Origin of the sequence: Enterobacter sp. SENG-6, from assembly GCF_001605945.1 — a bacterium.
Lineage (GTDB): Bacteria > Pseudomonadota > Gammaproteobacteria > Enterobacterales > Enterobacteriaceae > Enterobacter > Enterobacter cloacae.
Map to the genome: position 1 here is coordinate 1 of NZ_LOMM01000001.1, position 23,547 is coordinate 23,547.

Here is a 23,547-nt window from a genome sequence, read left to right on the forward strand (position 1 = left end):
GTTGAGCTAACCGATACTAATGAACCGTGAGGCTTAACCTTACAACGCCGAAGATGTTTTGGCGAAGAGAGACAGATTTTCAGCTTTGATTCAGAGTCCGAAGGATTTTGCGCTGAGACAAGGCGGCAAGCGAAGGAAAGGAAGGAGCATACTGAGGTATGTGACTGACTTTACGAGAGCAGCCAACGCAGTATCAGCCCAAAAGACACAGGACAGAGCACAGGAATTTGCCTGGCGGCTGTAGCGCGGTGGTCCCACCTGACCCCATGCCGAACTCAGAAGTGAAACGCCGTAGCGCCGATGGTAGTGTGGGGTCTCCCCATGTGAGAGTAGGGAACTGCCAGGCATCAAATTAAGTAGTAAGCCGGTGCATAAATCCGGTGGTTACAGCAGTCTTCGGTGGAGCGGTAGTTCAGTCGGTTAGAATACCTGCCTGTCACGCAGGGGGTCGCGGGTTCGAGTCCCGTCCGTTCCGCCACTTATTAAAAGCCCTGAGTTAACGCTCAGGGCTTTTTTCTTATCTGCTTCCCAATTATTGCTAAATCAGCAAAAATCCTCTGCGTTTTACGACCTTTTTCAGCATAACGCCAGCAGCGATAATCTTCCTCAGTTAACGAACATTACGAATAACGAGGAATGACATGACTATCCCTGCATTAGGCCTGGGCACTTTCCGCCTGAAAGACGACGTTGTTATCGCATCGGTCAAAACCGCCCTTGAGCTTGGCTATCGCGCAATTGATACCGCGCAGATTTATGAAAATGAAGCTGCGGTTGGCCAGGCGATTGAAGAAAGCGGTGTACCGCGTAACGAACTGTTTATCACCACCAAAATCTGGATCGAGAACCTCAGTAAAGACAAGCTGATCCCAAGCCTGAAAGAGAGCCTGAAGAAGCTGCGTACTGACTATGTCGATCTGACCCTGATCCACTGGCCATCTCCGAATGATGCCGTTTCTGTAGAAGAATTCATGCATGCATTGCTGGAAGCGAAAAAGCAGGGCTTAACCCGTCAAATTGGTATTTCGAACTTCACCATTCCGCTGATGGAAAAAGCCATCGCTGCCGTTGGCGCAGAGAACATTGCGACCAACCAGATTGAGCTCTCTCCTTATCTGCAAAACCGCAATGTGGTGGCGTGGGCCAAACAGCACGGGATTCACATCACTTCTTACATGACGCTGGCATACGGTAAGGCGCTGAAAGATGAGGTCATTGCACGTATTGCAAATAAACATAACGCAACGGCTGCACAGGTGATCCTGGCCTGGGCGATGGGCGAAGGTTATGCCGTTATTCCATCTTCAACGAAGCGTGAAAACCTGGCCAGCAACCTGTTAGCTGTGGATCTCCAGCTGGATGAAGAAGACAAAAAAGCGATCGCTGCCCTGGAGTGCAACGATCGCCTGGTGAGCCCTGAAGGTTTAGCGCCAGACTGGGATTAATATTGACCTACCCTCTGTACGCTTAACCCTCACACAGCTCCTTCGGGAGCTGTTTTTATATGCTCGCTCAGAAAGTCGATAAAGGCACGGATACGCGTGCTCACCGCTCTGTCACTGTAGTAAACCGCACTGAAGGGCATCTCTACCGGCAGACGCTTGTCCGCCATTAACTCCACGAGCTCACCGCGCGCAATTTCTTTATCAATCATGTAATCAGACAAACAGGCGATCCCGTTTCCTTCAAGACACAGCTGCTTCAGCGTTTCCCCGCTGTTGGACGACAACCCGCAGGTGATCTCATGCAACTGACCGTCAGGGCAGGCGACAGGCCAGGTATTCAGTGATACCGGCTCGGTGAAACCCAGACAAAGATGCTGCTTCAGCTCTTCAACGGTTTCAGGTTTGCCGTGTTCAGCGATGTATTGTGGTGAGGCGATGATTTTACGGTAGCTGGCAAACAGAGGACGCGCGCGCAGGCTTGAGTCCGTCAGGGTTCCCGCCCGGATCGCCACATCGACTTTACGTTCGATAAGATTGATAAAGGTCTCGGAGGAGACCAAAGAGAGCGTCATCTCCGGATAGCGTTCACGGAAAGGTTTAATCAGCGGCATCAGAAAGTGCAGAACCACCGGTGTGGCCGCATCAATACGCAATAGCCCACGTGGTGTGCTGCGCGTTTCCATGATCTCGGTCTCTGCTGCAGCCATCTCCTGTAAGACAGACTGCACCCGGCGGAAGTACCGTTCACCTTCTTCCGTCAGGCTCAACTGCCGCGTCGTGCGGTTGAGAAGACTCACCCCAAGCTTCATCTCAAGCTTTTTCACCGAGCGGCTTACAGCAGAGTTTGCCTGCCCTAACTGCTCTGCCGCGCGGCTAAAACTGCCACTTTCGACGACGGCGACAAAGATTGTCAGCTCTTCCGAGGTTGCTTTCATTGTTGCACCACCTGCAAAATTCTATTGATATTTTGACCATTTTTGTTATTTAACCACTGGCGCATACTGCCTGTCATCTTAATCCTGATGATACGGAGTATTTTATGCCACTGGCGCTACTTGCCCTGACGATCAGTGCCTTTGCAATTGGCACGACCGAATTTGTTATCGTAGGACTGGTTCCTACCATCGCTAACCAGCTTGCTATCTCATTACCTTCAGCCGGGCTGTTGGTCTCCATCTATGCTTTGGGTGTCGCTGTCGGCGCGCCCGTCCTGACGGCGTTAACCGGGCGATTCCCGCGTAAGCAACTGCTGGTCGCGCTGATGGTGCTCTTCACGGCCGGCAATATACTGGCCTGGCAGGCGCCGGACTACACGACGCTGGTCATTGCCCGCCTGCTGACTGGCCTTGCTCATGGGGTGTTCTTCTCGATTGGCTCCACCATTGCAACCAGCCTGGTACCCAAAGAGAAAGCCGCATCAGCCATTGCCATTATGTTTGGCGGATTGACCGTCGCACTGGTCACCGGCGTACCATTAGGGACGTTCATCGGGCAACATTTCGGGTGGCGTGAAACCTTCCTCGCCGTTTCTTTACTGGGCGTGATTGCACTGGTGGCCAGTCTGCTGCTGGTACCGTCGAATATTCCCGGCCGTACAAGTGCAAGACTGAGCGATCAGATTAAGGTGCTCACACATCCTCGTTTGCTGCTCATCTATGCCGTTACGGCGCTGGGCTACGGCGGCGTGTTCACGGCATTCACATTCCTCGCTCCAATGATGCAGGATCTGGCCGGCTTCTCTCCTGCAGCGGTAAGCTGGATTTTACTGGGGTACGGTATCTCTGTGGCGATTGGCAACATCTGGGGAGGTAAGCTCGCGGATAAGCATGGTGCTGTACCAGCGCTTAAGTTTATCTTCGCGGCACTGGTGATTCTGCTGATGCTCTTCCAGTTCACGGCATCGATTCAGTACGCCGCACTGGTAACGGTACTGGTCATGGGCATCTTTGCCTTTGGTAATGTACCCGGCCTGCAGGTCTACGTGGTACAAAAAGCCGAACGCTATACGCCAAATGCGGTGGACGTGGCTTCTGGTCTGAACATTGCCGCCTTCAACATCGGTATCGCGATCGGTTCCATCGTTGGCGGGCAGACGGTGGAGCACTTTGGATTAACCCAAACCCCGTGGATTGGTGCCGTTATTGTGCTCGTTGCCTTCCTGCTGATTGGTCTGAGCGGACGCCTTGATAAACCCTCTCGCGTAGCGCTTGGTTAAATCTCAGTAAGTGCTTGCTTACAAAACTGGAAAGAGGTTTCTCAGTAATTGCGTTGAAAGTGTGACCTAAAATCCCTATAACATTAGAACCAGTCCGTTTTCCGGGCTGGTTCATGTTACAGAGGTTGTTTCCAAAAGTGCGAAAAAATACCTATGCCATGCGTTATGTTGCCGGAATGCCCGCGGAGAGGATCTTGCCTCCCGGGTCGTTTGCGAGCATCAGCCAGGCATTACCTGCCGGTACACCGTTAAGCAGCGATGAAAAAATTCGGGTGCTGGTATGGAATATCTTTAAACAGCAGCGCGCGGATTGGTTATCCGTCCTCAAGAACTTTGGTAAAGATGCCCATCTGGTTCTGCTGCAGGAGGCGCAAACCACGCCTGAGCTGGTAAGGTTTGCGACCACTAACTATCTCGCCGCCGACCAGGTGCCCGCATTTGTATTGCCGCAACATCCCTCTGGCGTGATGACCCTTTCTGCCGCGCATCCGGTTTACTGCTGCCCGCTGCGCGAACGCGAGCCTATCCTGCGACTGGCAAAATCGGCGCTGGTGACGGTCTACCCACTGCCTGACACGCGGCTGCTGATGGTCGTGAACATCCATGCGGTAAACTTCAGTCTGGGCGTGGATGTGTATAGTAAGCAGTTACTTCCTATTGGTGACCAGATAGCCCATCACAGTGGGCCTATTATTATGGCCGGGGATTTCAATGCCTGGAGCCGTCCACGCATGAACGCGCTGTATCGCTTTGCGCGGGAGATGTCGCTGCGTGAAGTTCGTTTTAGTGATGACCAGCGCAAGAAAGCGTTCGGTCGTCCTCTCGATTTCGTTTTCTATCGTGGTTTGAGCGTGCATGATGCCTCTGTTCTGGTCACTCGCGCCTCCGATCACAACCCGCTACTAGTGGAATTCAGTCCCGGCAAACCTGATTAACACGGTGAGTCAGGTCTGCCGTGGGGCAGGCCGGTTGAGTGCTGCCCTTTACTTTAACCAACGCAAGGACAGTACAATGACAACAACACACTCTCATCACGACAACGTCGAAAAACAGTTTGGTTCCCAGGCAAGCGCCTATCTGACCAGCGCCGTACATGCTTCTGGCAGCGATCTGGTGCGTCTCGGCGAGCGTCTCTCGGCGTTTCCGCAGGCGACGGTGCTGGATTTAGGCTGCGGAGCAGGGCATGCCAGCTTTACTGCAGCGCAGCATGTGGCTCAGGTTACGGCGTATGATTTATCCAGCCAGATGCTGGAGGTAGTGGCGGAGGCGGCAAAAGCCAAAGGGCTCAACAATGTCGATACGCGCCAGGGCTATGCCGAATCCTTACCTTTCGAAGAGGCGTCGTTTGACGTTGTGATCAGCCGTTACTCCGCGCACCACTGGCATGATGTCGGCCAGGCATTACGGGAAGTCAAACGCGTGCTGAAGCCGGGTGGTTCCGTCATCATTATGGACGTCATGTCCCCGGGTCACCCTGTACGGAACATCTGGCTGCAGACGGTTGAAGCGCTGCGTGACACCTCGCACGTGCAGGATTATTCCAGTGGGGAGTGGTTAACGTTTATTACTGAGGCCGGTTTAATTTCACGTTCACTGATAACCGATCGCTTACCGCTGGAATTTAGTTCGTGGATCGCCCGTATGCGCACCCCGGACGCGTTAAGCCAGGCCATACGGTTGTATCAGGACAGTGCTTCCTCAGAGGTGAAGGCCTACTTTGAATTGCAGGATGACGGTTCGTTTACCAGCGATACCATCATGGTTGAAGCGCAAAAAGCGAAGTAAAAAAAAAGCACCGAGGGGAATCGGTGCCTTTTTATCTTTGTATCGTGTAATCAGGAGTCTGGCGTGGCGCTGTTTTTCACAAACAGTGTCAGCTGGTCGCCTGGTTGCAGATTGTCAGTATCATTATTCCAGCGCATCACATCCTTAATGTTCACGCCGTGTCGTTTTGCGATACTGGACAGTGAATCGCCTTTACGCACGCGATAGGTAATGCTATCGCTGTTATTGGCGAGACGCTGTGCGCTGCTACCCGCACCCACCGTCAGTGTCTGACCCACTCTCAGGCCTGAGCTGCGCAGGTTATTCCACTGTTGCAGATCTTTTGCTGTCACGCCAAGACGTGATGCAATGCCCGAAAGCGTATCACCGCTACGAACCTTATAGCTGCGGCTGTTGAGTGATGATGCATCCGCAATCAGCGTTGACTGAACGGCGGCAATTTCACCAGACGCTAAAGACTCACGTAACTGTTCAGCATGTTTCTGCGGAACCATCACATACTGTGGGCCACTCGCCCCCAGCGTTGAGCCTTTAACACCCGCGTTAAAGGTTTTCAGTTTACTTACCGACATACCCGTCATATCGGCAACCTGTTGAATATCAACCGGGTTGCTGAGGCGAACGCGCGCCAGTGCACGACTTTCGTCTGGTGTTGGCAGTTGTACACCGTAACGCTTGCTGTTTTTGAGAATATCACTCAATGCCAGCATCTTCGGTACGTAAATCTTCGTTTCCTGTGGCAGTGAGAGCGACCAAAAATCGGTGGATTTACCCCGTTCTTTATTCGCTTTCATTGCCTTCAGTACACGACCTTCGCCACTATTATACGCCGCAACCGTTAACAACCAGTCGCCGTCAAACATCTTGTTCAGACGTTGCATCATGTCGAGAGCGGCTGTCGTGGAAGCGACAACATCGCGACGCGCATCATAGTTACGGGTCTGTTTCAAACCGTAATTTCGCCCCGTGCTCGGAATGATCTGCCAAATACCTGCGGCATTGGCACCAGACGTCGCGTGTGGGTCAAAAGCGCTCTCCACTAAGCTCCATAGGCATGTTACGTTTCTTAACTTGCCCGGCTATCCAGTACATATACGGCTCTGCCCGTAACGTTACATCGTGGAGATAGCTCTTATTTCTTAAATACTTCTGTTTCTGTTCGCGAATCCGGCTGTTTTCCGGAATTCCCATCTTTAGCTCGTCGCCAATAGAGGTCCACAAGTTTTGATCCTGCGCGAAAGATGTCCCATCGTCCAACCAACGCGCTGAGCTTGTAAACTTCCCTGCTTCCCCTTGACCAGCTGCAGAAAGGCTCTGTGCGTGCTGTTGTACGTTGCTGCCGTTCTGCGACTGGCAACCAACAAGCAGGACAGAGGCGAGTAAGATCGCTTTTGCCTTCATGTGTGTGTCAATAGTTGCTTAAAAGACGAGCGATGATAACGGCGAAATTTTGAAAAGGCAACCCGCAATTATCTGAAGTTATCTTTCTTTGACCTTAACCATGCAAATCGCTGTTCTGGTTGTTGCAATTTTGTTTCTTGGTTAATTTTATTAATTAAATCAATGTCATCTGTTCTAAGAAATAAATTAATTTTACGCTCGTTTTTCAGAATTACGGGTAGTGTTTTTTGGTTTTTTGCACGTAACTCCTTCACTTTCTGATAGTAATCCTGAATCGCACGATCCTGAGGTAAAATGCTGGCAGAAAACTTCATATTTCCTAATGTATACTCATGCGCGCAACAAATTACAGTATCGTCAGGCAGGGCATTAATTTTTTGTAAAGATTGATACATCTGGGTTGGCGTGCCTTCAAACAGTCTGCCACAGCCGCCAGAAAACAGCGTATCGCCACAAAACAGATAAGGTTTGCTGTAGAAACACAGATGTCCCAAAGTGTGACCTGGTGTAGCAAATACGGAAAACTCCCACTCACGTATGAGGATATTTTTGCCTTCTTCGACTACTTGCGTGATTCCCTTATCTTGTGCCTCTGCCGGTCCGTAAACCACCAGATGCGGGAACCTGGCGCGCAGCTCAGGCACACCGCCGGTATGATCGTGGTGATGGTGGGTCAGGAGGATGGCTTCAGGCTGCCAGCCGTTCTCTTTTATTGCCTGCAGAACCGGGGCGGCCTCTCCGGGGTCGACAATGACGCATCGACGCGCGTCATCGACTAAAACCCAGATGTAATTGTCCTCAAAGGCAGGAATACTGATAAGATTCATACATTACCTCTTATAGCGTGGCGGGTGTTTTGATGAAACCGGCAAGGATACCTCAGACTGTCGCAGCACCGGAACGTTGGGCGGAATTGCCCTGGGGTGAATACTATCGCGAAGCATTAGAACTACAGCTTAAGCCCTGGCTCGCGAAAATGTATGGCTTTCACCTGCTTAAGATTGGCAATCTCAGCGCGGAAATCAATACCGAAAGCTGCGCTATCTCACATCAGGTCCATGTCTCTCTCGGCGGATCGCCCGTTCAGGTGAAGGCAGACCCTTTACATCTGCCGTTTGCGGAAAAGTCGGTTGATGCGTGCCTGCTGGCGCATACGATACCCTGGTGCAGCGATCCTCATCGCATGCTGCGTGAAGCCGATCGCGTGCTGATAGATGACGGCTGGCTGGTGATAAGCGGGTTTAATCCGCTGAGCCTGATGGGGCTGCGTAAGCTGGTGCCCGTATTACGCCGCACTCCCCCTTATAACAGCCGGATGTTCACCATGATGCGCCAGCTGGACTGGCTTTCGCTGCTGAATTTTGAAGTGCTCAGCTACGGCGGATTTCAGGTACTGCCCTGGGCCAGAAAAGGGGGCGTTTTGCTGAGTACCCATTTGCCCGCATTAGGCTGCATGCAGTTTATCGTTGCGCGTAAGCGAACCATTCCCCTGACGCTTAACCCGATGAAGCAGAGCAAAACCAAAACGCCGATCCGCCAGACGGTGGGGGCCACGCGGCAGTACAGAAAACCGTAATCAGGATTCAGGCTGATAGCCTGCGTCCTCATGTGCCGGGTTAGCGGCCGCCGTCCGCGCCAGTTCATCGCAGCGCTCGTTTTCCGGGTGGCCGGCATGGCCTTTTACCCATTCCCACTTAATATTATGCTGGCCCAGCGCCGCATCCAGCCGTTTCCAGAGATCGACATTCTTGACGGGCTTCTTATCTGCCGTCTTCCAGCCGCGTTTTTTCCAGTTGTGGATCCACTGGGTGATCCCCTGGCGCACGTACTGGCTGTCGGTACTGAGCACCACGTCACAATGTTCTTTTAAGGCTTCCAGCGCCACGATGGCCGCCATCAACTCCATGCGGTTGTTGGTGGTCAGGAAATACCCTTCACTAAAAGTTTTTTCGTGCTGACGATAGCGCATAATCGCGCCATAGCCGCCAGGCCCTGGGTTACCGAGACAAGATCCATCGGTGAAAATTTCTACCTGTTTACGCATCTCTGGTAGACTTCCTGTATTTGAAACGTTCAGTTAAACGATAAGTCTGACATAAATGACCGCTATGAGCACTGCAATTACTCGCCAGATTGTTCTTGATACCGAAACCACCGGTATGAACCAGATCGGCGCGCACTACGAAGGGCACAAGATCATTGAGATCGGTGCTGTTGAAGTGGTGAACCGTCGTCTGACGGGGAACAACTTCCACGTCTATCTCAAACCCGATCGGCTGGTGGATCCCGAAGCGTTCGGCGTTCATGGTATTGCCGATGAGTTCTTGCTGGATAAACCGACCTTCGCGGAGGTGGCGGACGAATTTCTGGACTACATCAAAGGCGCAGAGCTCGTCATTCACAACGCCTCGTTCGATATCGGCTTTATGGACTACGAGTTTAGTAAACTCCAGCGCGATATCCCCAAAACGAACACCTTCTGCAAGGTCACTGACAGCCTGGCGCTGGCCAGGAAGATGTTCCCCGGCAAGCGTAACAGCCTCGATGCGCTCTGTTCACGTTATGAAATAGACAACACCAAGCGAACGCTGCACGGGGCATTGCTCGATGCCCAGATCCTGGCGGATGTCTATCTGGCGATGACCGGCGGTCAAACGTCAATGAAGTTCAGCATGGAGAATGAATCTCAGCAGACGCAGGGCGAAGCGGGAATTCAGCGTGTTGTTCGCCAGGCCAGCCGCTTGCGGGTTGTTTTAGCGAGTGATGAAGAGCTTCTCAACCACGAATCTCGTCTGGATCTGGTCCAGAAGAAGGGCGGAAGCTGTATGTGGCGTGCGTAAGGCATGCCAGAACGCCTGTAAAATCACCGTTCGGGTGATTTTTGCAGCAAACGATTCAAAACGTGAGAAAAAGCGTTGACGAGTTCAGAGGCAAACCGTAATATGCGCCTCGTTCCCAAGGGAACACAGCGGAGCGGTAGTTCAGTCGGTTAGAATACCTGCCTGTCACGCAGGGGGTCGCGGGTTCGAGTCCCGTCCGTTCCGCCACTATTCAGGCCCACGTTATTTATAACGTGGGCCTTTTTCATTTCTGCGTTTCCTCAATCCTGAATTTCTCTCGTCTACCCGGCCCGTTGCTGTCGTCACGCGGTGAATGGCTGAGTTCCTGTTTAATTGATTTTTAATTAAAAATCGCATTCTGTTATTTTTATTAAAATAATCAATTTGATTTATTATTCTTTTCGTGTAAGTTCTTAACCGTTAATTATTCTTTTCCTCCTCCTTCCTTGTTCTTTCATTAATAGCTGTTTGATGTCAACTATTCCTAATGCGGCGTAGAGCGTTGCGTGGTTTTTTCCTACCCATATAAAGAGGTCAGACATGATAGTTTTAAGCATCATGTCGATGAACCCTGTGGACATGAATTATCTCAGAAAGGTTTCAACGTAAGGTAGTTCAGGGTGTATCAACAAAAAAGTTTATATATCCACAATTTAGTGAGTGAAATTCACCAAGGACTTTAAGTATGACGGACAATAAAGTCATTTTAGCGGTCAATAACGGAGACGGAAAAACTCGGTTGTTGACCGCAGATGCAGGCCGGACGGTTAAGGTAAAACTTATCCCCGGCAATAAATATTTATTGAAGAATATTAACGACGACTTCGCTCCAGAAAATATTACGCTGCAGCGCGTAGACAAGGCTCTGCACATTATCCAGGAAGGCGATACACAGCCAAGCATAATTATTGAAGATTACTTCAATGGTGATCCTAACAACCCGGTGCTGATGGGCATGGCGGAAGATGGATTACTCTACGCCTATGTTCCTCTGTCGGGCGAAAGCTACGACACCGGCTATCTGATGGCTGACGGCAGCATGTCTCCTGTGGCGTTAGGCGGAGAACCGTTAGGCGCGGGTGGGCCTCTTCTGACGGCACCGGATGACGACAACGACATGCTGTTTGGCATGCTGGGATGGTTTGCACTGGCGGCGGCGGGTGTAGGGGCTGCTTTCGCGCTGTCTGAGATGGACAAGGACGACGGCGATAACCACTCCACGCCTGATAAGCCGAGCATCGGCACCACAATGGATGATGAAGGCTCAATCAAAGGCCCGTTAAAATCAGGTGATACGACCGATGACTCAACGCCGACGCTGACCGGTAAAGGTAAGCCTGGTGATACCATCCATATCTACGATAACGACAAAGAGATCGGCTCCGTTATCGTCGATGATGAAGGCGAGTGGAGCTATACGCCTGATAAGCCACTGGGTGAAGGTGAGCACGAGCTGACCGTCGTGGAAAAAGATCCTGACGGCAACGCGAGTCCTCCATCAGACCCGATTGTCATCGTTGTTGATACGGTTGCGCCAAAAGCGCCGACGATTGAACACATCATGGACAAAGTGGGTAAAACCACCGGTGAAATTCATGATGATGCTTACACCGACGATCCTCAACCGGAAATGAGCGGCACCGGTGAAGCTGGCGCAACAGTCGCGATTTACGATAACGGTAAAAAGATCGGCGAAACCACCGTTAACGAGGATGGCCGTTGGTATTTCAAACCTTCCGAGAACCTCACTGACGGTAGCCACAGCATCACGGTCAGCCAGACGGATAAAGCGGGTAACGTCAGCGAACCGTCTGATGAGCGTGATTTTATTGTATTGACTGAATCTCCGGGAAAAGCAGAAACGCCTGAGGTGATTGACAATACCGGTCCGGTAACCGGTCCGCTCAAACCGGGCGATGTGACGGATGACAGTCAGCCTTCTTTCAGTGGAGAGGGAACACCGGGCAATACCATCATTATCAAAGACAATGATAAAGAGATCGGCTCGGTTATCGTCGACGACGAAGGTAAATGGTCATTTACACCTAAGGATGAACTTGCCGAGGGTGAACATAATGTCGTGGTCGTTGAGGAAGATCCGCTCGGCAATGAAGGCGATCCTTCCGATCCGATTCAGATTATTGTGGATACCACGCCGCCAGCCAAACCGGATATGGCCGATGCCCAGGATAATACCGGGCCGATTACGGGCCAGCTGAAAGGCGGTGACGTCACGGATGAAACCCGTCCGGTATTCAGCGGTAAAGGCGAACCGGGCGACACCGTGACCATTTATGATGGTGACGAGGTGCTTGGCACAACCGTTATTGACGATAAAGGCAACTGGACGCTGAAACCAGAGAAACCGCTGGGTGAAGGCGATCACAGCATCACCGTTACGCAGACGGATAAGGCGGGCAATACCAGCGACCCCTCGGAAGCGCTGGAGTTTGAAGTTGACACTACCGCGCCTGATGCTTCAGCAAATGTTCTGAATATTACCGCCGTTGCGGATGACGTAGGCGATCGTCAGGGCAATGTAGCCAGCGGTGACATCACCGATGACAGCAAACCGCTCATCAGTGGTATCGGTGAAGCCGGGAACACCGTCTTTGTCTACACCACCGACTCTTCCGGCAAACACCTGATTGGCACAGCGGTAGTAGGCAGTGATGGCACCTGGAGCCTGACACCAGAAACCCCACTGACGGAAGGCCTGAACAAGCTGACCCTGGAGACGCAGGACCCGGCGGGCAACCGCGTTGCCGGTGAAGCGCCGTCTTACGACATCAATCTGCTGATCCCGGTGAGTACTGCACCGTCCATCAACAGCGTTGTGGACAACGCCGAGCCGCACGTCGGTCCAATGCAGAAAGGCGAATCCACCAACGACACCACCCCAACCCTGAGCGGCAGCGCTGCACCGGGCGACATTGTGTCTATCCTCGACAACGGGAAAGTGATTGGTACCGTCGAGGCGGACAGCAACGGGAAGTGGGCGTTCACCCCGGATACCGCGCTGGCGGATGGCAAGCACACCTTCACCGTCACGGCGACTGACGCAGCGGGCAACGCGCGCACCAGCGGCACCTTCCCGATCGTGATCGACACTGCGGCACCGTCTCCGGCAGAAAATATCGTTATCAATGATAACGTGGGCGACAAGCAGGGGCCGGTAGGTCCAGGCGACACCACCGACGATCAGTCCCCGACCCTGAGCGGCGAAGCTGAGCCGGGCAGCGTGGTGGACATCTATGATAACGACGAGAAGATCGGTTCCGTCATCGTTGATGACGAAGGTAAATGGTCCTATACGCCAGACACGCCTCTGGCTAAAGGCGATCATGAGATCACCACTACCGTGACCGATCCGTCAGGCAACACCAGTGAGCCGTCGCCGGGGATCTCCTTCACCGTCGATCCGGATCCAAACCAGGTGACCGTGGGTGAAGTGGTGGATGACCAGGGCCCGATCGTGGGCAACCTGAAGCCAGGCACCGTGACTGATGATGTCCGCCCTGAACTGAGCGGTAAAGGTAAGCCAGGCAGCACCGTGACCATCATGGATGGCGACGATGTACTGGGCTCCACCGTGGTGGATCCGGACGGCAACTGGACCTTCACTCCTGAACAGGATCTGGCCGATGGCGATCACCGCCTGACCGTGATTTCCAAAGACCCGGCCGGAAACGAGGTGACCTCTCCGTCCTTTGATATTACCGTTGATGCGACCGCCCCGGAAAAACCTGTACTGGGATCCGCAACGGATGATGTAGGAACAATTCGTGGCGATCTGAGCAACGGTGGTACCACCGACGACGCAAACCCAACCTTCAACGGCTCTGCAGAGCCGGGCAGCCGTGTCGATATTTATGACAACGGTGAGCATATTGGTTCGACGATTGCGGACGATAACGGGGCCTGGCAGTTCACGCCAACTACACCTCTGCCAGAAGGTGAGCACCATATCACCACCACCGCAACGGATGAAGCGGGCAACACCGGTCCGGAATCGGATGATTTTGTGCTGGTGACCGACTACACCCCACCAGTGGCAAGCAGCGATGTACTGAACATTACGTCCGTAATGGATGATGTCGGCGGCCGTCAGGGTAACGTGGCCAGCGGTGAAATCACCGATGACAGCAAACCGGTGATCAATGGTATTGGTGAAGCGGGAAGCACCGTCTTTGTTTACAGCACGGATGCTAACGGCAAACATCTGCTGGGCTCAGCCGTGGTCAACAGTGAAGGCACCTGGACGCTGGCGCTCGATACACCGCTGGTGGAAGGGCTTAATCAGCTGACGCTGGAAACCCAGGACGCAGTAGGCAACCGCGTAGTGGGTGAAGCACCGTCTTACGACATTACCGTTCTGATCCCGGTCAGCACCGAGCCGTCCATCAACAGCGTTGTGGACAATGCCGAGCCGCACGTCGGCCCAATGCAGAAAGGCGAAACCACCAACGACACCACCCCAACCCTGAGCGGCAGCGCTGCACCGGGCGACGTTGTGTCTATCCTTGACAACGGGAAAGTGATTGGCACCGTCAAGGCGGACAGCAGCGGTAAGTGGTCGTTCACCCCGGATACCGCGCTGGCGGATGGTCAGCACACCTTCACCGTCACGGCGACTGACGCAGCGGGCAACGCGCGCACCAGCGGCAGCTTCCCGATCGTGATCGATACTGCGGCACCGTCTCCGGCAGAAAATATCGTTATCAATGATAACGTGGGCGACAAGCAGGGGCCTGTAGGTCCAGGCGACACCACCGACGATCAGTCCCCGACCCTGAGCGGCGAAGCCGAGCCGGGCAGCGTGGTGGACATCTACGATAACGACGAGAAGATCGGTTCCGTCATCGTTGATGACGAAGGTAAATGGTCCTATACGCCAGACAAGCCTCTGGCTAAAGGCGATCATGAGATCACCACTACCGTGACCGATCCGTCTGGCAACACCAGTGAACCGTCGCCGGGGATCTCCTTCACCGTCGATCCGGATCCAAACCAGGTGACCGTGGGTGAAGTGGTGGATGATCAGGGGCCGATCGTGGGCAACCTGAAGCCAGGCACCGTGACCGATGACGCACGTCCTGAACTGAGCGGTAAAGGTAAGCCGGGCAGCACCGTAACCATCATGGATGGCGACGATGTACTGGGCTCCACCGTGGTGGATCCGGACGGCAACTGGACCTTCACTCCTGAACAGGATCTGGCCGATGGCGATCACAGCCTGACCGTGATTTCCAAAGACCCGGCCGGAAACGACGTGACCTCTCCGTCCTTTGATATCTCTGTCGATACCGTGGCACCGGAAAAACCGGTAATTGGTGTTGCGACTGATGACGTCGGCTCCAGCCGTGGCGATCTGAGCAGCGGCAGCACCACCGATGATGCGAACCCAACCTTTAAAGGTTCCGCAGAGCCGGGCAGCCGTGTCGATATCTATGATAACGGGGAGCTGATTGGTTCTACCATGGTGGACGAAAATGGCGGCTGGCAATTTACGCCAACCACCGCGCTGCCAGAGGGTGAGCACCATATCACCACTACCGCAACCGATAAGGCCGGTAACACGGGTCCGGAATCAGATGATTTTGTGCTGATCACCGACTACACCGCGCCTGACGCCAGCAAAGTGGCGATCACCGAAGTCTACGACGACGTGAACAACGCAGGCGTGATTGCCTCCGGCGGGGAAACCGACGACAACCGTCCGCTGATCAAGGGGACGGGCGCAGAGCCGGGCAACACCATCACCGTGTACAACGGCGACAAGGTCATTGGCACCGCGAAAGTGCAGGCCGACGGCACCTGGTCCCTCGAACCGACCACGCCGCTGCCGGACGGGAAGTACACCCTGACGGCGAAAGAGACCGACGGCGTGGGCAACGTCTCCGGTCCGTCCGGTGAGTACATCATCAACGTGGCTACCGTACCGCCGCAGGCACCGACGCTGGATACCGTCTATGACGACGTGGCCCCGCATGCGGACTACCTGCAGAAGGGCGATGTCACCAACGACACCACCCCGACCCTGAGCGGCAGCAGCGGCGTGGCGGGCGGTACCATCAGTATCTACGACAACGGTCGTCTGATTGGCACCACCTCCGTGGCCGGCAACGGCAGCTGGAGCTTCACGCCGGATACGGCGCTGGCAGACGGCAGCCATAACTTCACCGCCACCGTCACCGACGGCGTGGGCCGTACCAGTGAGCCAACCGGCGGCTTCAGTATCGTTATCGATACAAAAGCCCCGGACGCGGCCTCTGACCTGCTGGTCACCGACAACGTCGGCGCCTACCAGGGCCCGGTCGTGAGCGGCGACACCACCGATGACAACACCCCGACCCTGAGCGGCAGGGCCGAGCCGGGCAGCACGGTGAACATCATCGACAACGGCCAGGTCATCGGCACCGCGAAGGTGAACCCGGACGGCACCTGGAGCTACACCCCGGACCAGCCGCTGGCGAACGGCGCACACGACCTGACCACCACCGTCACCGATCCGTCGGGCAACACCGGGCCGGAAGGCTCGCACGTGGTCATCACCGTTGACGTGGTCCCGGGCAAGGTGGAAATCACCGCCGTGACCGACGACACCGGCAGCGTGACCGGCAGCCTGTCGCAGGGCGCGCTCACCGACGACACCCGTCCGCAAATCAGCGGCACGGCGAAGGCGGGCAGCACCGTGACCATCATGGACGGCAGCAACGTGCTGGGCACCACCACCGCGGGCGCGGACGGCACCTGGAGCTTCACGCCGAGCGTGGACCTGGGCCGCGGCGACCACACCTTCACCGCCACGGCGAAGGACCCGATGGGCAATGAGTCGAGCAGCAGCAGCTGGACCGTGACCATCGACACCGATGCACCGGTGAAACCGACCATCGACGCGGCGCTGGACGACGTGGGCAGCGTGCAGGGTAACCTGGCGAACGGCGGCACCACCGACGATCCGACCCCGACCCTGAGCGGTAAGGCGGAAGCGGGCAGCACCGTGAAGATCTACGATCAGAACGGCCTGCTGGGCGAAGTGACGGCGAAAGCTGACGGCACCTGGAGCTTCTCGCCGGTGGCGAAACTGCCGGAAGGCGAGCACCGCTTCCACGTGACGGCCACCGACAAGGCGGGTAACACCAGTGTGGCATCGGACGACTTCGTCCTGACCCTGGACTTCACCGCCCCGGACGTGAGCAAAGTGAGCATTACCGATGTGGTGGATGATTTTGGTTCCGTCACCGGATCGATTGCTTCGGGTGGTAAGACGGACGATAACACGCCGTTGATCAAGGGTACGGGCGCAGAGCCGGGCAACACCATCACCGTCTATAACGGCGACAAGGTGATCGGCACCGCGAAAGTACAGGCTGACGGCACCTGGGAACTTCAGGTCACGAAAGCCCTGCCTGACGGGACGTACAACCTGACGGTGAAAGAGACCGACAGCGTGGGTAACACCACGGCGGCATCACCGGAATACATTATTCAGATCGATGCAGGCGGTCAGCCGCTGCCACCGACCCTGAGCAGTGTAGAAGATGATGTTGCGCCGCATACCGGCCCATTACAAAAGGATGCGACAACCAACGACAACACCCTGTTGTTGACGGGTACGGCTGAAGCCGGTGTCACGGTTCGCATTTATGGTGGCCCGAACGGTACCACTCTGCTGGGTGAAACCAAGGCCGATACCCAGGGCAAATGGAGCTTCAATACGCCGAAACTGGCGGACGGCGTTCATACGTTTGTTGCGGAAGCGATTAACGACATTGGCCAGGTAAGCCCGCAGACTGGCGGCTTCCCAATCACGGTAGATACCAGCGCGCCGGGTGAGGTCACAGGCTTTATCGTGAGCGATAACGAAGGTCCGAAGACCGGTACATTGTCCAATGGCGATACCACTGACGATGCGACACCGACGATCAGCGGTAAAGCAGAGCCAGGCAGCGTTGTTCACATCTATGTGAACGGCCAGGAAAACGGTACTGCGGTTGCAGACGCGAACGGTAACTGGACTTACACCACCGGTTCTCTGGTGGATGGAGAATACACCTTCACCGCGCGTGCTGAAGATTCAGCAGGCAACCTGGGAGCTGAAAATGCCGGTGTTACCGTCACGCTTGATACCTCCAGCGTTCCGGTCACCATCGTCCGCGTAATGGATGATAAAGGCAGCGTCACGGGTGAACTGAAGGCGAACGACGTCACTGACGACGCGCGTCCGGAAATCAGCGGTAAGGCGAAAGCAGGCAGCACTGTCACCATCATGGATGGCAACGTGGTGTTGGGCAGCGTCAAGGCCGATGCCAGTGGCACCTGGGTATTTACGCCTACCAGCGATCTGGGCGATGGCGTACATAACATTACGGCAACCGCGAAAGATCTGACGGGTAAAGAGGATACCTCCAGCACCTTCAGCTTCGAAATTGACAGTAAAGCACCGAACCGTCCGAGTATCGATTACGCGGAAGATCAGGTGGGGACGGTCAAGGACGATCTGAACAGCAACGATGTCACTGACGATCCGCAGCCAATCCTGCACGGTACGGCTGAAGCGGGCAGCACCGTCAATATTTACACCGTTGACGGCACCCTGCTGGGTTCAGTCACCGCGAACAGCAACGGTGCATGGAACTTCAAACCGGGCAGCAAGTTACCGGAAGGCAAAAACACCTTCTACGTGACGGCCACGGATGAAGCCGGCAACGTCAGTGACAAGTCTGCGGACTTTATTCTGACCACCGACTACACCGCGCCGGATGAGAGCAAAGTGGCGATCACGGAAGTGATCGATAACTATGGCAGCGTCACCGGTAAAGTGGAAAGCGGCGGTGTACTGGATGACAGTCGTCCTGTCATTAAAGGTACCGGGGCTGAAATCGGTAACGTGATTACCGTTTACACCACGGATGCCAGCGGCGTGACGAAAGTACTGGGTACGACGAAGGTCGATGCCAATGGTACATGGACGCTGACGGTATCGGATGCGCTGTATGCCGACCTGAACAAACTGACCGTAACGGAAACGGATACGACGGGTAACACCGCGAAACCGTCTACGAGCTACGATGTCACGTTGTCCTCTGCGCCGGGTATGCCTGTGATTGATGGCATTACGGATGATGCGGGCAGCGCAAACGTCGAGCTGAGTAATGGCGGCCTGACCAAAGACACCACACCGACACTGCACGGTACGGCGTCCGGCGTTGCGGGTAATACCGTTACAATCTACAACGGCAGCCAGGTTGTGGGCACCACAACATTGGATGCGAATGGTCACTGGAGCTTCACGCCGGGTACGGCACTGGCAGATGGCAGCTATCACTTTACTGTGACGGTGACCAACACGGCCGGTCAGGAAAGTGAGAAGAGCCAGGTCTATAGCATTGATGTTGATGCAACAGCCCCAAATCCTGCCACGGATATCCTGATCGCGGATGATGTGTCACCGATTACGGGTAATCTGCAAGACGGTGATGTGACCGATGACAATAAACCTACCTTTAGCGGTAAAGCTGAGGCGGGAAGTACGGTCAACATCCTTGATGGCGGCAAAGTCATTGGCAGCACCACGGTTGACAGCACTGGCAACTGGGACTGGACGCCAGGTACGGCATTGGCGGATGGCGATCACGCCTTCACGACAACCGTTACGGATAAAGCGGGTAACACCAGCGCACCAACAGGTGTGGTGAACATCACGGTTGATACGCAGGGGTCTACGGTTGCCCTGTCAATCGATGGCTATCACGATGATGTGGGTACGAATACCGGCCTGATCCTGGGTAGCGGTACCAGTACTGACGATACGTCCCCGATCCTGCAGGGTAGCTGGAGCGGCGATCTTGAAACCACAGAGTCTATCCGTGTTTATCAGGATGGCATTCTGCTCGGCCTGGCCGTGCTGGATCGCGCTAACCATACCTGGACGATGGCCGTAAATGGGTTGGTCAATGCCAATACCTACAAGTTTACTGTTGTGGCAGTGGACGCGGCGGGCAACGAATCAGCGCCTTCTGCTGAGTTCGCGCTGACCATCGATCAGGACGCGCCGACTCAGACCGTGAGCATCACCAGCTACACCGATGATGTGGGTCTGGTAACGGGTAACATGCCGGGCAACACCTCGACGGATGACCGTCAGCCTGTCCTGAACGGTAAGGTAACGGGCACGCCGCTGGAAGCCGGGGATGAAGTTCGCATCTATGATGTGAGCAACAACACCATGCTGGGCACCGCGACGGTTAACTCTGATGGCACCTGGAGCTTCGAGCTGCCGCCGCTGGATGACAACATGACCCACACCTTCCGTGCGGTTGTGGCGGATAACGTCGGCAACGAAGGGACGCCGTCCAGTGACTTTGCGATCACTGTCGACCTGAATCTCCTCGTGAATAAGCAGGATACGCTGGACACAACGCCAATCGTTTCTGGCTCTACGGGCTTTGAGATCCAGCAGGGTGAATACGTTGAAGTCACCGTAAACGGTAAGACCTACAGCTCCCAGAACGGGCAGGTTGTGGTCGATATGCGTAACAACACCTGGTATGTACAAATCCCGGATGCTGATGCGCTGAACGTGGGGACATATGACGTTAAGGCTGTGCTGTTCGACGCTGCAGGTGTGCAGATCGCGGCGGATGATTCGTCGAACGAGCTGGTCGTTTCTCCAACACCGAAGGTGAGTGTCGGTGCAGGTGGCGGCGATCCGGATCAGAAAGCGACCTCCGTAACCCTGAGTGAAGACGGCGTATGGCGTATTCACTCTAACCAGACCATGCTGGATTCGACGGCAACGTCGTCGTCTTCTCTGGGCGATTTCTCTACAACCCGCTTGCAGAGTAACTCCGGCACGGGCTACAGCTCGAACAACTATGTGCAGAACGCCACATTCATCGACTATAACCGCGATGGCATGATGGATCTGTTTACCGTTGACAGTAACTATGACGACGGCCAGCAGATGTTCTACTACAACGGTTCGACCTATACCGCCTACCAGGTGGGGGCCTTTGAACGAGCTCCGCAGACCGGCGAGTTTGCCGGTGATGCGAACACGGACGGCAGTGCGAACACCTGGAGCTGGTACGGCGGTATTGTTGCTATCGATAAGAACGGTGACGGTTACGTTGATATGATCAACGGTGACCAGACGCCTAACGACAGTGCTATCCGCGGTGGCTATGGTTCGCAAATCGTACTGAACAACGATGGTACCGTTGTCGGTATGAGCAAAGACGGGACCTTCGCGACCGACTATGCGGCAGATTCTGGCTACGATCCAATTGGTCTGGATCAGTCGCAACCGGATATGGAACTGTCCGGCGTGGACATCAACAACGACGGTATCGTTGACTTTGTGATGCACAGTCAAAACATCGTTGCGGATGGTTCGCGTATCGATGCCAATGGTGCGACCGACAGTTCGGCTGCGCGCAGTACTAACCAGGCGCGTCTGGTCGTGGTTAACGGTACCAACAACGGCAACTGGAAGGTCACGCAGATTGTTGACAACGTCTTCCAGCGTGGTTCCGACAGTGACCCGGATATCGGTAACGGTGTGGCCATGACCTGGGGTGATTACAACGGCGATGGTTATCTGGACCTGTTCCTGGGCCGAGGAAGCGAAAGCACAACCTCCGATTCGAGTGCGGGCAACAACGCCGGGGAATATGCCAGCCGTATTCACTTCAACGATGGCAACGGCAAGTTACTGTCCGATGATGGAGACAATAACGGTATCGGCAACCCGACGGGTATGTATACCTTCAACGATACGTTGGCGGGTGGTGCCTCTCTGGCGCTGGACTGGAACCACGACGGTAAGATGGACGTCATCGAGCTGCCGGGTATGGAGTCTTCCTCTGGCGGTATCAACGATGCGGCGGCGACAGGGCCAATCAACCTGTATACCAACACCTCGGTGAACGGTAACACGAGCTTCACGACCTCCAACCTGTTAACGCAGGTCGGTAAGAGCACCATCGGTGGTTCGTCTACGGCTCAGCAGGTGACTGGCGCAATCGCGATTGACGTCGACTGGGATGGCGATCGCGATCTGCTGGCCTTTACCAGCGGTGGCACGACAACCTACATCGAGAACAAGAACGAGGTGGCGCACGGTACGTCGATTCATCTGCGTATTCTTGACGAAGGCGGCATCAACACCCTGTTCGGTAACACCGTACAGCTGATTGATGAAGCGACTGGTCAGGTGGTTTCCACCCAGATCATCAACGCCCAGTCAGGTAACCAGACGAACGACAGTACCGCTATCGTGGACTTCTACAATCTGGATGCGACCAAGTCGTACAGCGCGGTCATTCTGCGTTCTACGGGAGGAGCCGTATCTAACGTTGGTGGGGTTGCTACGGTAGACGGCAAGGCCGTTCAGAATGTGAACAAGGCCTGGGGCGGCCTGACCGCGGCGGAAGGTAACCACGCGTATGTGCTGACGACCGAATCAGAAAATAACGTGGCAAACGCCAGCGCATCGGGTGGCACCAATACCACAGGTATCGTGGGAACGGGTTATAACGACACCTTCTTCGCAACGTTGGGCAATGACCTCTACAACGGGGCAGGTGGTACAGAAACCGTTTCCGGCGTGAAGTCGTGGAACAATACCGGTGGCCTGGACATTGTTGACTACAAACTGGCGGGAAGCACGCCTCTGAATATCGATCTGAATAAGACCGGTATGCAGAATACGGGCTTCGGTAGCGCACAGTTTGTGAATGTCGAAGGTCTGGCTGGCGGTAGTGGAAACGACACCTTTACCGGTAATGCGGCTAACAACTCCTTCGAAGGCCGTGCGGGTGCGGACACCTTCTATCTCGACAATGACGGGAAAGGCGGTGGTCAGGATACGTTGAAATACCAGGTCCAGGAGAATGGTAGAACCAACGGCACCGGCGGTAATGGCAGCGATGTGGTCCATGGCTTTGTTGTCGGTACCGTGGAAGCGACCCGGAAAGCGGATATCATCGATATCAGCAGCCTGTTGGTCGGCTATGCAGGTGATGCTGACGGTGCTGCGCACTATATCAATGGTGTTGCTACCATCGATGCGGGTGATGCAATTGCTCAGTATCTGTCCGTCACCTACAACGGTAAGGACACCATCCTGAGCATTGACCGTGACGGCAGCGGTTCCGGTTTCGGCGCAAGTCAGGTGCTGACCATCGCGGATACCAAAGTTGACCTTGAAACCCTGCTGGCTAACCATCAGCTGGTTATCAAAGGCCCGGATGTCTCAACGATGAACTACAGCGCACTGAACGAAGGGGTAACCGTCAACATGTGGACTGGATTCACCTCTGCGGGCGGTAAGCTGGAAGACATCGTGAAGATTGTCGGTACCCAGACGGACGACACCATTACGGATAACTCGTTTAGCAACGTGATTGCAGGAGAGGGTGGAAATGACACCTTCTACCTGATGAACGGTGGAAACGATGTATTGATGTACAACGTGCTGGAAGGGATGGAAAACGATGCGACCGGCGGCAACGGTCACGACACGGTTCACGGCTTTAAAGTGGGCAACGTGGAGAAAGACGGTGATGCCGATACGCTCAACCTCAGCGACCTTGTCGATTACAGCGGTCCGGTAACCTTCTTCGAGAACAACGGGAAGATGGAACTGGACGCGGAATCAAAAGGTCTGGAGGACTACCTGAAAGTAGATGTGGTAGGTAACGACACCGTGATCAGTGTCGATATCGACGGTCAGGGCGGACAGCATGGATTTACGCAGGTTGTCACGCTGGCTGACGTGCAAACGGATTTGGTGACGCTGCTACAGAATAACCAAATCATGATGTAACCCAGTAAATACCCGCCATCTTCGGAT

General features: G+C 54.7%; 10 protein-coding genes, 2 tRNA genes, 1 rRNA gene and 1 pseudogene. 10 read left to right on the forward strand and 4 right to left on the reverse strand.

Translation table 11 applies throughout. From position 1 onward, the window contains the following. Positions 1 to 230: 230 nt before the first annotated feature. From rrf to dkgB, 3 genes are all read left to right on the forward strand, one after another. Positions 231 to 346, forward strand: a 5S ribosomal RNA gene (gene rrf / locus AX755_RS00010). Between the two features lie 55 nt (positions 347 to 401). Further along, positions 402 to 478: transfer RNA gene (locus AX755_RS00015), tRNA-Asp, on the forward strand. A 163-nt stretch (positions 479 to 641) separates the two neighbouring features. Then, positions 642 to 1,445 (forward strand): 2,5-didehydrogluconate reductase DkgB, encoded by an 804-nt coding sequence (dkgB, locus tag AX755_RS00020; protein WP_062856062.1) that lies wholly within the window; start codon positions 642 to 644, stop codon positions 1,443 to 1,445. A 29-nt stretch (positions 1,446 to 1,474) separates the two neighbouring features. Here dkgB and yafC read toward each other — a convergent pair whose 3' ends face one another. Further along, on the reverse strand, positions 1,475 to 2,380 hold the full coding sequence (gene yafC, locus AX755_RS00025; RefSeq protein WP_038982956.1) for a DNA-binding transcriptional regulator YafC: 906 nt from the start codon (positions 2,378 to 2,380) through the stop codon (positions 1,475 to 1,477). Between the two features lie 104 nt (positions 2,381 to 2,484). Between yafC and AX755_RS00030 the strand changes: the two genes are divergently transcribed. The 3 genes from AX755_RS00030 (at position 2,485) to AX755_RS00040 (ending at position 5,445) form a co-directional block, all read left to right on the forward strand. Continuing rightward, positions 2,485 to 3,660, forward strand: coding sequence for an MFS transporter (locus AX755_RS00030; protein ID WP_029882849.1), 1,176 nt, complete (start codon positions 2,485 to 2,487; stop codon positions 3,658 to 3,660). 137 nt (positions 3,661 to 3,797) lie between these two features. After that, a complete protein-coding gene (locus AX755_RS00035; RefSeq protein WP_013095684.1) occupies positions 3,798 to 4,595 on the forward strand; it encodes an endonuclease/exonuclease/phosphatase family protein in 798 nt (265 codons plus the stop codon). Between the two features lie 76 nt (positions 4,596 to 4,671). Then, a complete protein-coding gene (locus tag AX755_RS00040) occupies positions 4,672 to 5,445 on the forward strand; it encodes a class I SAM-dependent methyltransferase (protein WP_062856063.1) in 774 nt (257 codons plus the stop codon). Positions 5,446 to 5,495: 50 nt separating this feature from the next. On the opposite strand, the pseudogene mltD reads toward AX755_RS00040, so the two are convergent. Next, positions 5,496 to 6,846: pseudogene (gene mltD / locus AX755_RS00045) on the reverse strand (murein transglycosylase D). A 68-nt stretch (positions 6,847 to 6,914) separates the two neighbouring features. After that, complete coding sequence (gloB, locus tag AX755_RS00050) at positions 6,915 to 7,673, reverse strand: hydroxyacylglutathione hydrolase (protein ID WP_062856064.1); 759 nt, start codon at positions 7,671 to 7,673, stop codon at positions 6,915 to 6,917. A gap of 32 nt (positions 7,674 to 7,705) precedes the next feature. Between gloB and AX755_RS00055 the strand changes: the two genes are divergently transcribed. After that, the gene (locus AX755_RS00055; protein ID WP_013095688.1) at positions 7,706 to 8,422 is read left to right on the forward strand and encodes a class I SAM-dependent methyltransferase; all 717 of its coding nucleotides are present in this window, start codon (positions 7,706 to 7,708) and stop codon (positions 8,420 to 8,422) included. Here the strand turns inward: AX755_RS00055 and rnhA are convergent, their stop codons facing one another. Then, positions 8,423 to 8,890: a ribonuclease HI gene (rnhA, locus tag AX755_RS00060; RefSeq protein WP_013095689.1), complete on the reverse strand. Its 468-nt coding sequence runs from the start codon at positions 8,888 to 8,890 to the stop codon at positions 8,423 to 8,425. It lies immediately after the preceding gene. 64 nt (positions 8,891 to 8,954) lie between these two features. On the opposite strand from rnhA, the gene dnaQ reads away from it, so the two are divergent. The 3 genes from dnaQ (at position 8,955) to AX755_RS00075 (ending at position 23,520) form a co-directional block, all read left to right on the forward strand. After that, complete coding sequence (gene dnaQ / locus AX755_RS00065; RefSeq protein ID WP_013095690.1) at positions 8,955 to 9,686, forward strand: DNA polymerase III subunit epsilon; 732 nt, start codon at positions 8,955 to 8,957, stop codon at positions 9,684 to 9,686. A 130-nt stretch (positions 9,687 to 9,816) separates the two neighbouring features. Beyond that, positions 9,817 to 9,893 (forward strand) — tRNA-Asp (locus AX755_RS00070). Positions 9,894 to 10,371: 478 nt separating this feature from the next. Further along, entirely contained in the window at positions 10,372 to 23,520 is a 13,149-nt protein-coding gene (locus AX755_RS00075) for an Ig-like domain-containing protein (RefSeq protein ID WP_062856065.1), read from the forward strand. The last annotated feature ends 27 nt before the right edge of the window (positions 23,521 to 23,547 follow it).

What these genes read in the sequence shown, in the direction of transcription:
- AX755_RS00075 (WP_062856065.1), top strand. Translation starts at nt 10,372, where the DNA reads ATGACGGACAATAAAGTCATTTTAGCGGTCAATAACGGAGACGGAAAA.
- yafC (WP_038982956.1), bottom strand. Translation starts at nt 2,380, where the DNA reads ATGAAAGCAACCTCGGAAGAGCTGACAATCTTTGTCGCCGTCGTCGAA.
- gloB (WP_062856064.1), bottom strand. Translation starts at nt 7,673, where the DNA reads ATGAATCTTATCAGTATTCCTGCCTTTGAGGACAATTACATCTGGGTT.
- AX755_RS00040 (WP_062856063.1), top strand. Translation starts at nt 4,672, where the DNA reads ATGACAACAACACACTCTCATCACGACAACGTCGAAAAACAGTTTGGT.
- rnhA (WP_013095689.1), bottom strand. Translation starts at nt 8,890, where the DNA reads ATGCGTAAACAGGTAGAAATTTTCACCGATGGATCTTGTCTCGGTAAC.
- AX755_RS00055 (WP_013095688.1), top strand. Translation starts at nt 7,706, where the DNA reads ATGAAACCGGCAAGGATACCTCAGACTGTCGCAGCACCGGAACGTTGG.
- dnaQ (WP_013095690.1), top strand. Translation starts at nt 8,955, where the DNA reads ATGAGCACTGCAATTACTCGCCAGATTGTTCTTGATACCGAAACCACC.
- AX755_RS00030 (WP_029882849.1), top strand. Translation starts at nt 2,485, where the DNA reads ATGCCACTGGCGCTACTTGCCCTGACGATCAGTGCCTTTGCAATTGGC.
- dkgB (WP_062856062.1), top strand. Translation starts at nt 642, where the DNA reads ATGACTATCCCTGCATTAGGCCTGGGCACTTTCCGCCTGAAAGACGAC.